Below are 6068 nucleotides of genomic sequence, written 5' to 3'. Positions count from 1 at the left end.
AAGGTACTCGGTATGGAGGTGCTGCTCAATGATCCCCCGCGAGCCGATGAGGAGGGTAGGGGGAAGTTTGTCTCCCTCCAGACGCTCGCCGAGGAGTGCGACTACATCGACCTGCACGTTCCGCTCACCTACGATGGCGACTACCCCACGTACCACTTGGTAGACAGTGCTTTTATCAAGAGCCTTAGGCGGATGCCGGTCCTGATCAACGCCTGTCGCGGAGCGGTCACAGATACCTCCGCTCTCCTGATGGGGCTGCGGGATCGCCGGCTCTCCAATGTCATCATCGACTGCTGGGAGGGGGAGCCTCATCCCTCGCCGGAGCTGGTGGAGGCGGCCTGGCAGGCGACGCCGCACATCGCCGGCTTCAGTGCGGACGGCAAGGCAAATGGCGCCCGCACCTGTCTCCTCTGGGGGCTCCGCTTCTTTGGCCTCACCTCGAACCGTATCGACGAGATCCGCCCCGAGGAGCCGGCAAATCCCCTCATTGACCTCAATGACTTCGAGGAGGGGAAGCGCATTTGGGGGGCTATGCTCCGTACTTTTGATCCCAAGAAGGTGGATGAAGACTTTCGCCGGAGGTACGACACCGACTTCGAGGCGATGCGGAGCGGGTACCGCTTCCCGCGCGAACCAAAAGCCTACGTGGTCACCAACTATCGTCCCGAGGAGGGACAGATCCTCTCAGCCCTTGGCTTTGCCCTCCGCCCGTAAGTCCATAGGCTCGGAGTGTCTGAACGGCTGATCTGACTCTCCTCGGTCGACGGCAGGGGGAGACTAGACCTCACGGATACGGCTGCAAAGATACCACCTACTCGGGGTGTCAAAGTCTCGTAGGGCTCCTTGCTGTAAAAAACCTCCCCATCGGTCATGTGGCTTGGATCTGTCCTCCATCCGTCGAATGGTCGGTGGTGTGACCTGAGCATCTTGTTATGACAGTTCGCTTCCAGGGCTGACGCATTTGAGAGCCGTCCATCGGCAGCGTGACTGCAGCCGCAAGGATGCCCGCTCTCTAAGCATCGGTCGAGCCACGAAGTGGCGAAGGCGGATGTATGAGAGTTCATTCCGTAGCCAGCCCCCTTGCGGGTTGCCACCACATCGGATATGACCGATAAGAGAGACCACTCGTCCGCTTGCCTACGCATCAGCCTCTCTGACGGGCATCAGATAGCTTAATATCAGACTCAAGTGCGTCAGCCCTGTACCCCAAAACTAAACCCGGTATTAGTGATCACTATTACCGGGTTTAGTGTTCACTAATACCGGGTTTAGACTTCACCGAGTTTTGGTGGGTTTTGTGATATTCTTTTACCAAGACTGCAGGGACTCGAGAATGGTTGTTTCAATATGGCGTATACAACGTTTGCTAGGTCGTTAAGAATTGACAGAGAGGTTTTTTTTGACCACCTGTATGGATTTTGTTTTGTTACCCTGTCCGTTTCGTTAGAGCTTCTTGTTTTGGAAATTATTTTTTTTGTCTGAATTTTTCCTGTTTCAGTTATATATGGCTAACTTTGGGCGTTGAGCAACATGACTCGTCCGATGGACTGCCACGCCTCAGGTATACTCACAAAACACAGCTATAATAATGAATCAAAGAGTTAGGGTCGCTTATCCCTCCATCGTTTCTTTCTTGGTCTTTTTGGGTCTTGCCGGCTGCTTAAGCAGCTGTGGCTCGATGAAGAGCAGCCCGGCATACAAGCGTGCTTATGCTGCAGCGCAAGAGAGAGAGGAGAAAACGAAGACAACGCCCCTCTCACAGATGGGTAGTATCCATGAGACCTCCATCGGCATTAGTCCCGTGCTTCGCATTGAGCAGCAGGGACGTGGCGCGTCAGGGGTGAGGACATCGGGGGCTCCGATCGTCACTCCTGAGGTCTCGAGCAGGTGGATGTGGAGATTTCCACATGGAGGTCTGATGGGTCCTGAGATAGGATTCAGGGGAGACCGGATAAGCTCTTCCAAGCACATAGCGGGGCTCCTCACCGTGGGACTCGCCCAAGGTGGATACGATGGTGAGGTGAGCCGGTCTACGACTATTGGCGTGATCAACTCCGTGGGGTATATGCGAAGCTTCTCCCCCTACGTGATTGATGGCGAGTGGAGACAGCAGGGTAGGAATGGAGCTTACCTGAGGATAGGGCTTCGAGCTCACTGGAGGATCTCGGAAGGCTATGGCGCTCTGGGGCTGGAGGCCGGTCTGATGGGCTATCATCTATGGGGAAGCATGCTCGAGGGTGACAACACTCGGGTATTCTCTCCGGGCTTTGGGTGGTTCCCCTCCTTGTCAGTCATATACACTATGGGATCCTACTGATTGCTCGCATCCCTGACTTAGATCTGAGGGGTAGGTGATGAGGTCTCCTATCCCTCAGTTCTTTTTCTCTTTGCCGGGGCGTGCTTAATGAATTCTGGATCTTAATTGTCCGCAACATCGTCCTCTTTTGCAATCTATAAGAAATGGGAGTGTCCACAACTCACAGAAATAAGGTAACTTTGCCCGAAGTGACCGGACTCCCTCTGGCCCATAGTGCGCAGGGGAGGGTCGCTCCGATGATATTCAGCAGATAACTCAAGTCACAGGACTCATGTCTATACGCAGCCGAAAGCCGGTCTGGCCGATCTCAGCACTACTCTTACTCGCAGTGCTCCTCTACTCCTGTAATCAGGGTGGGGGAGACTATGTCCGACCGATCTATACCGACTATACGGTGCCGGGTCAGGTGGTTCTCTCCTTCCCCAAGGTCGACGGTAAACAGCTTCCGACGACACGCTTCAGCATAGATCACATCCATCACAGGATCTACAACACCACCCCTCTGCCCTATGGGACTGAGCTTGACTCCGCCTACCTTCAGTTGGTGGTGAGCAACCAGCTCCGGGTCAGCCTGCGCAATGTCGGCTCCGGCAAGACTGTGACTTGGGATCCGGTCGGTAGCGATACGACTCTGATCAGCTTCAAGGGTGGACGGATGGAGCTGACGATCCAGACGGATAAGAAGAAGGACAATCAGTCGGTCACCTACGACTTCCGCGTACTCACCTACGGGTATGACCCCAATAAGCTCGTATGGACCGATATGTCCAATGGCCTCCCGATCCCGACCGAGGAGACCCGGACGGTCGTACTGCCGGGCGAGAGGCGCTACCTCCTGAGCCGGCTCGGCGAGGAGACCTCTCTCCTCGAGATCTCGACCCTGGACCCGCTCGTGATCCGCCCTGTGGCAGAGGCACACCTGCCGAAGGGTCTGAGACCCTACACGGCATACACTTCGTCCGGGGGCGATACCTGGGCGCTCGATGGGGCGGGGCATCTCTTTTCCTCACTTGATCTGGTCAAGTGGGAGTCTCGTACGCCCGCCGGCGTTACCGTGACGCAGATCCTGAGCGTCAGGACTGACATAGTCTACCTCGTCGGGACTGAGGATGGCAAGACTTACTCGATCTATCGGCTCGATAAGCAGAGTAACGCCGCTACCCAGGTCGAGTCGGTGAGGGAGACCTTCCCGATCCGAGACAGCTACGTCCACGAGTACGAGATCGCCTCGACACCCCATATGCTCCTCTTCGGCGGTTCGCTTACCTCCGGTCGTCCCATCACCACCGGCTTCTTCTCCTCCGACCTGGTGGAGTGGGGTGCTCTGCCCTCCAAGGTGGTCTACCCCTCCGAGGGTGCGCTCTACGTCACCACGACTGACCGGGAGACGCTCTACCGGATCGGCGGGGTCTATGAGAAGGGACGCCAGTCGACCATCTTCAAGAGTAGCGATAATGGAGTCACCTGGACACAGATGGAGACCGAGAAGGCACCAGGTAAGGACTTCCTCCCGATATCCCATGCGGGCGGGTACTACTACGAGTCGCCCACGGGGGAGAGTCTCTTCATCTTCGGCGGTTGTGTGGGACATGATGGTGAGTCGACGCGTCGTGTCTGGCGCGGGACGATCGACCGCTCCGCCGGCATCATCAACGATTTTACCCGGAAGTAAGCCCTACGTATGTCCTCTCCCGCAGATACGCTCCTCGCTCAGCTCGACCCTGACCGCATCCCGACCCATACCGCCATTATCATGGATGGCAATGGTCGCTGGGCATGCGGGCGCGGACTGGAGCGACGAGAGGGACATCGTGCCGGCGTGCAGACCGTCAGTCGTATCGTCCGTGCCGCTGCCCGGTGCGGGATACGCTACCTGACGCTATACACTTTCTCCACAGAGAATTGGCGTCGCCCGAGAGCCGAGGTGGATGCGCTGATGACCCTGCTGGTTCGCTCCGCCGTCGAGGAGCTCACTACTCTGGAGGAGAATAACGTCCGCCTGCGTACCATCGGCGACCTCGAGGGACTGCCGGAGGAGCCGAGGGAGGCACTCCAGGGACTGGTGGAGAGTACGAAGCTAAATACCGGTATCACGCTCGTCCTGGCGGTCAATTACTCCTCCCGCTCCGAGCTGACCAGAGCCTTCAATAGGCTAAGGAGTGAGCAGGGCGACACCGCTGAGCCGATCACCGACTGCGACATCACCGCTCATCTCGATCTGCCTGACCTTCCCGACCCCGATCTCCTGATCCGTACCGGTGGGGAGTGTCGGATCAGCAACTACCTCCTCTGGCAGCTCGCCTATACGGAGCTCTACTTCTGCGATCTCTACTGGCCCGACTTTGGGGCTGAAGACCTTTATCGTGCCCTCCTGGACTACCAGTCCCGTCAGAGACGCTTCGGTCGCACCGGCGATCAGGTGGCTGACGGCGCTGAGAGCACTACTGACCACTCCTGACGATCTCCAGCCCCGCTATATATTCCCCTTGGAAGAAACTTCATCCTAACGCATGAATATCCTACCCTCACCGCTTCGTCGCCTATCCCTTATGACCAGAAGCCTATATACTACATCGCCCCGGCTCTTTGCCCTCTTCGCCGCTCTCCTTATCAGTGGCGCTGCGATGGCTCAGTCGGAGCGTACGGTCGCCTCGTCGGACAGCCTGGCGGCCCTGCCGGATGTCTCCTACACCCGTCCCGTCTCGAGAGTGATCGCCGGGCTGAGGGTGGTCGGCAATGAGAGCTACGAGGATGTGGTGGTGCGCAATGTCTCCGGTCTCCGTCTGGGACAGCGGGTCACCGTGCCGGGTGAGGAGATTAGCCAGGCGGTGCGTAACTACCTCCGCAACGGACTCTTCTCCAATGTCCGCATCGATGCAGACAAGATGGAGGGCGACTCGGTCTGGCTCTCGATCCATATCACGGAGCGCCCGCGCCTGACACGCTTTGAGATTAATGGGGTAAAGAAGAGCGAGGAGAAGGATCTCCGCAACGGTCGCCTCCAGCCACTCGCTCAGGGGACCTTCATCACGCCCAATATTCTCGACCGGTCCGAGATCGAGATCAAGCGATTCTACGACGCTAAGGGATTTAGCAACGTCGAAGTGCGTACCTCCGTCCTCGAGGACAAGTCCCGGCAGGGCTATGTGGTGGTGATCTTTGACGTCAATAAGAATGCGAAGACGAAGATCTCGACCATCAACTTCATCGGCAACGAGATGCTCAGCGACAACGCCCTGAGGCGCGCTATGAAGAAGACGAATGAGGTCTTCAACCTCTCCAAGCGCCCCTGGAGCAGTATCCTCGAGATTTTCGGTACGAAGAAGTTCGTGGAAAAGGAGTACAAGGAGGACCTGAAGAATATCCTCAAGGCCTATCACGCCAAGGGCTACCGCGACGCAGAGATCCTGCGGGACACGATCTACAAGGCGGACGACGGTAAGAAGATCAATATCGACATCGAGGTCTACGAGGGACCGAAGTACTACATCAAGGCGATCAACTTCGTTGGCAACACCAAGTACCCGACCCTCCAGCTCCAGCAGGTCCTCGGTATGCGCCCCGGCGATGTCTACAATCAGAAGAAGCTCATGGAGCGCATCTCTCAGGATGAGGATGCGGTCTCCAACCTCTACTCCAATAACGGCTACCTCTTTGCCTACATGGTCCCCGTGGAGACCGAGGTGAAGGGAGACTCCGTCGCCCTCGACATCCGCATCCACGAGGGCAAGCCGGCGACGATCAATAAGGT

General features: G+C 57.2%; 5 protein-coding genes. All 5 read left to right on the top strand.

The window, feature by feature from the left end; translation table 11 throughout:
* Nucleotides 1–714 (top strand): NAD(P)-dependent oxidoreductase (locus tag Q0F21_RS04760; protein ID WP_297237878.1); only part of this gene is annotated, 714 nt, incomplete at its 5' end.
* 874 nt (nucleotides 715–1588) lie between these two features.
* On the top strand, nucleotides 1589–2317 hold the full coding sequence (locus tag Q0F21_RS04755) for a hypothetical protein (RefSeq protein ID WP_297237876.1): 729 nt from the start codon (nucleotides 1589–1591) through the stop codon (nucleotides 2315–2317).
* A 271-nt stretch (nucleotides 2318–2588) separates the two neighbouring features.
* Entirely contained in the window at nucleotides 2589–3989 is a 1401-nt protein-coding gene (locus Q0F21_RS04750; protein WP_297237874.1) for a DUF6242 domain-containing protein, read from the top strand.
* Nucleotides 3990–3998: 9 nt separating this feature from the next.
* A complete protein-coding gene (gene uppS / locus Q0F21_RS04745) occupies nucleotides 3999–4775 on the top strand; it encodes a polyprenyl diphosphate synthase (protein WP_297237873.1) in 777 nt (258 codons plus the stop codon).
* 91 nt (nucleotides 4776–4866) lie between these two features.
* The coding region (locus tag Q0F21_RS04740) for a POTRA domain-containing protein (protein WP_297237871.1) at nucleotides 4867–6068 on the top strand (1202 nt) is incomplete at its 3' end.

It is taken from the genome of uncultured Porphyromonas sp. (assembly GCF_934359325.1).
GTDB lineage: Bacteria > Bacteroidota > Bacteroidia > Bacteroidales > Porphyromonadaceae > Porphyromonas_A.
This window is presented reverse-complemented; position numbering and strand designations above follow the sequence as displayed.